At 72.7% G+C, this 4,237-nt stretch carries 3 protein-coding genes and 1 pseudogene; all 4 read left to right on the forward strand.

Going from position 1 to position 4,237, the window contains the following annotated elements:
- Positions 1 to 523, forward strand: a pseudogene (locus tag AB0L25_RS40930) (hypothetical protein); the annotation flags it as partial.
- Entirely contained in the window at positions 516 to 1,988 is a 1,473-nt protein-coding gene (locus AB0L25_RS40935) for an SCO6880 family protein (protein ID WP_500179026.1), read from the forward strand. The pseudogene AB0L25_RS40930 and the gene AB0L25_RS40935, both read left to right, overlap by 8 nt.
- 20 nt (positions 1,989 to 2,008) lie before the next feature.
- Positions 2,009 to 3,457 carry a putative type IV secretion/conjugal transfer ATPase gene (locus AB0L25_RS40940; protein ID WP_500179028.1) on the forward strand — a complete coding sequence of 483 codons (1,449 nt, stop codon included), beginning with the start codon at positions 2,009 to 2,011 and terminating at the stop codon, positions 3,455 to 3,457.
- Positions 3,454 to 4,237: type IV secretory system conjugative DNA transfer family protein (locus AB0L25_RS40945; protein WP_500179030.1), on the forward strand; the 784-nt coding region annotated here is incomplete at its 3' end. The genes AB0L25_RS40940 and AB0L25_RS40945, both read left to right, overlap by 4 nt.

Here is a 4,237-nt window from a genome sequence, read left to right on the forward strand (position 1 = left end):
CAGCGGCGGCGGCGTGCTGAGCGCGGTCATGGGCGGCGCCACCGCCCTGGGCGCGCTACGCGCCTACGGCGGCGCGTCCGGCGGCGGACGCACCGAATCCGCAGGTGAGCACGCCGACTACCTCGGGCAGCAACTCGGCGAACGTCCCGGCGATCGGCATGACGACGGGAAAGCGGCGCAGCCGCCGGTCGTCCCGGATCGGACGGCTTCGGGACAGCAGGGGAATGAGGGCGAGCAGGGCCCGTCGGCCGCAGTGGCGCCGTCCGGGAGCGGTCAACCCGACGGCAGTGTCGCCAGCACGCCCAGGCAGGCAAAGGGCGATGAGTCGTCCGGCGGCGGATGGGCGCCGCCCGGCGGCGGGCACGACGAGCCGGTCGGGCCGACCGCCATCCGCGCAGCGGACAAGGAAATGCATCGCGGCCAGGACACGATCCGGTGGCTGGGCAACCCCACCGGTTCCGGGGACGACAACAGCGGCGCTCCGAGCGGCGCTGTGGGGGACGGGGGTGGCGGTAATGGGTGAGGCCCGCACCTACGGCGGATGGCGGCGTCGGCACGGCATCGGACTCCTCGGCCTGGACACCACCGCCACCTTCATCGCATTGGGCGGCGCCATGGTGGTCGTCCTCGTCGCCGCCGTGGCACCAGGAACGCTGGTCTACCTACTGCCGCCAGCGGCGATCGTGGCCGGGCTCGGACTCGTCCGCGTTGGCGGAGTACCGGCAGGCCGCGTGTTGTTGGGGAGAGTCCGGTGGCGGTGGGCTATGATGCGCGGCCATAACCGGTACCGGGCCGGGGTCGTCATCGATCACCCGCGGGCGTTCCAGCTCCCGGGGGTGCTGGCGCCGCTGACGCTGCTGAGCGTGGAGGACGGGTACGGCGGCCGGTACGGGGTCGTGTGGGACCGCCGGAGCGGGTTGCTGACCGCGACGCTGCGGGTGGTGCCGGCCTCGACGTGGCTGGCCGACCGGTCCGACGCCGACACCTGGGTCGCCTCCTGGGGCGGCTGGCTCGCCGCGCTGGGCCACATGCCCGCCGTCCGCTGGGTGACCGTGACGGTGGAGACCGCGCCCGAACCCGGCTCCACCCTCGCCGACGCCATCGGCCGCGCGGTCGTGGAGTCCGCGCCCGAACCCGCACGCCAGATCATGGACCAGCTCGTCCACGCCGCGCCGGCCGCCGCCGCGGATGTCGACACCCGGGTGTCGGTCACGTTCGATCCCAAGGCGTCGTCGGCGCGGCCGCGCGACCTGTTCGAGGCCGTGGCCGAACTCGGGTGCGCGCTGGACGGGCTGGCGTCCCGGCTCGGCAACTGCGGGGTGTCGGTCGTCGGTCGCGCGACCGCCGCCGAACTGGCCGGAGCCGTCCGGACGGCGTTCGACCCGCACGCCCGTGGGGAGGTCAACCGGCTCCTCTCGCGCCCGGGAGCGGAGGACGTCCTGACCTGGGGTGATGCCGGGCCGGTCGCCGCGACCGAGCACACCGACCGCTACGAGCACGACGGCGGCACGTCGGTGAGCTGGGCGTGGCACGAGCCGCCGCGGCAGAACGTCCGCTCCGATGTGCTGGCCCGGCTGGTGGCTCCGGGGCCGTATCCGAAACGGGTGACGCTGCTGTACCGGGCGTTGCCGGCCGCGGCGGCGAGCCGGGTGCTGCAGCAGGAGGTGAACGCCGCGGCGTTCCGCGCCCAGTTCCGGCGCCGCACCGGACGCGACGAAACCGCCCGCGACAGCTGGGACGCCGCCCGCGCCCGCCAAGCCGCCGCCGAAGAAGCCATGGGCGCCGGAGTGTGCCTGGTCTCGATGTACGCCACCGTCACCGTCACCCACCCCGACGAACTGCGGCGCGCGGTCGCGCACGTGGAAACGACCGCGGACTCGGCCAAGATCCGGCTGCGCCGCATGTGGGGCAGCCAAGCCGCCGGATTCGCCACCACCCTGCCGTGCGGCATCTGCCCGCCCGCCCTTTCCCACCGCCTCGTTCACTGAACCAGGAGCACACGTTCCCGATGACCCACCCTGTCGAACAACAGGCGATGGCCGAACCCCTCGCCCCCGCCTGGGGCTGGCGCGGCCGAGGCGCCGGACGCGCCGCGCATGTCGAGGCGGCGCCGGAGTACCAGGCCACCACCAGCCAAGCCTGCGGCCTGTATCCCTTCACCGCCGGGTCGGGCACCCCGACCGCCGGCACCCCCGTCGGCCGCCACCAGCTCTGGGGCGAGGTCGTGTGCCTCGACCCGCTGGCATGGCTCCGCGAGGGGCTGGTGACCAACCCGGGCATGTTCGTCCTCGGACAGCCCGGCACCGGCAAATCCACCCTCGTAAAACGGCTCGTCACCGGCGCCGTCGCCACCGGCACCACCCCGATCATCTTGGGCGACACCAAGCCCGACTACACCCGCCTCGTCGAATACCTCGGCGGCCAGGTCATCCGCGTCGGACGCGGCGCCGACCGCATCAACCCCCTCGACGCCGGACCGCTGGACGAAGCCCAGAGGCGTCGCACCGGCGCCGACGCCGAAGCCCTGCGATGGGAGGTGCGATCACGACGGCTGTCGCTGCTGCTCGCGCTGGCGACCCTGGTGCGGGAGGCCCGCATCACCAACGCCGAGGAAGTCGTGCTCGGACAGTCCATCGACCTGCTCGACGACCGCCTCGACCACAAACCCACCATCATCGACGTCCTACGCATCCTGGAAGAAGGCCCCGCGGAGCTGCGGGCCGCGACCCGCACCGACACCGACACCGCCTACCGCGCCCAGACCCGCGACCTGGTGTTCACCCTCGACCTGCTCATCACCGGCTCCCTCGCAGGCGTGTTCGACTCCCCCACCACCCACCCCCTGAACCTGGACGCGCCCGCGATCAGCGTCGACATCTCCCGAGTCGGCGCCGCCGGAGACAAACTGCTGACCGCCGCGATGCTGTGCACCTGGGCCTACGCCTTCGGCATGGTCGACGCCGCCACCGCCCTCGCCGACCTCGGCGCCGCCCCACGCCGCCCCTACCTCGGCGTCATGGACGAACTCTGGCGCGCCCTACGCGGCGCGCCCGGCCTCGTCGAACACGCCGACGCCCTCACCCGCCTCAACCGCGCCAAAGGCATGGCCTCCATCATGATCACCCACTCGCTCGCCGACCTGGACGCCCTCGCCACCGAAGAGGACCGCGCGAAAGCCAAGGGATTCGCCGACCGGTCCGCCATCACCGTCCTCGCCGGCCTCCCACCCCGCGAACTGGCCCGCGTCCACGAGATCACCCCGCTCACCGGCCCCGAACAACACCTCGTGTCCTCCTGGTCGGCCCCCGACTCCTGGCAACCAGGAGCCCGCCACCCCGGCCGCGGCAAATACCTCATCAAAACCGGCGAACGCCTCGGCATCCCCGTCGAACTGTCCCTCGTCGGCGCCGAAAACGACCTGTACGACACCGACCAGGCCATCCGGGTAACCGCATGAGCCGGGCACTCGGGCCCCGCCCGTCAATGTTCCATTCCAGCGCGGCCGGTGGATGGCTCGTCCTCGCCGCCTGCTGGACACCGATCGCCGCGCTGTGGATCGTCTGGGCCTCGGCCAAGCTCGCCGCCGCCCTCACCGGCGGACGCGTGATGCCGTTCGGCGCCGACTTCGCGTTCGTTCTCGCCGAACGGGACACCGGCCAGGCGTGGCCGGGCACGCCGACGCCGCTGGTACTAGGTGTCCTCGCGGTGCTCCTTGCTGCACTTCTGACGGGCACATGGGCGGGGTGGCAGCGCATTGCCGCCCGTCGCCCACAACCTGGAGATGCCATCGCCGCGCTCGCCGACAACCCCGGCCTCTCCGGCCTACAGCCCCAAGCGACGGCGAAGAAGGCCGTCGGCCTGCGGCGCTCCCTCCGCGACACCGCCCCCGGCGACCTGGCTCCCGAGGACGTCGGGCTGGTCCTCGGCGACGTCCTGCTGCCCGGTGACCACAGCGGACCGACGTTGTTCACCTCCTGGGAGGACACCGTCGTGGCGTTCATGGCACCCCGGTCGGGCAAAACGACCACCCAGTCGATTCCGCACGTGCTGTCGGCGCCCGGTGCGGTCATCGCGACCAGCAACAAGGCCGACCTATGGTCGGCAATCGCAACCGTCCGCACCGAACGCACCGAGGGACGGGCCTGGCTGTTCGACCCGCAGCACATCACCTACCAGCCGCAGACCTGGTGGTGGAACCCCCTCGCCGGCCTGTCGACCGTCGAGGACGCCCACCGGC

The organism is Spirillospora sp. NPDC052242 (assembly GCF_040679555.1).
GTDB lineage: Bacteria > Actinomycetota > Actinomycetes > Streptosporangiales > Streptosporangiaceae > Spirillospora.

Excerpts from the sequence above, each read along its gene's own strand:
- AB0L25_RS40935 (WP_500179026.1), top strand. The coding sequence starts at position 516 with ATGGGTGAGGCCCGCACCTACGGCGGATGGCGGCGTCGGCACGGCATC.
- AB0L25_RS40940 (WP_500179028.1), top strand. The coding sequence starts at position 2,009 with ATGACCCACCCTGTCGAACAACAGGCGATGGCCGAACCCCTCGCCCCC.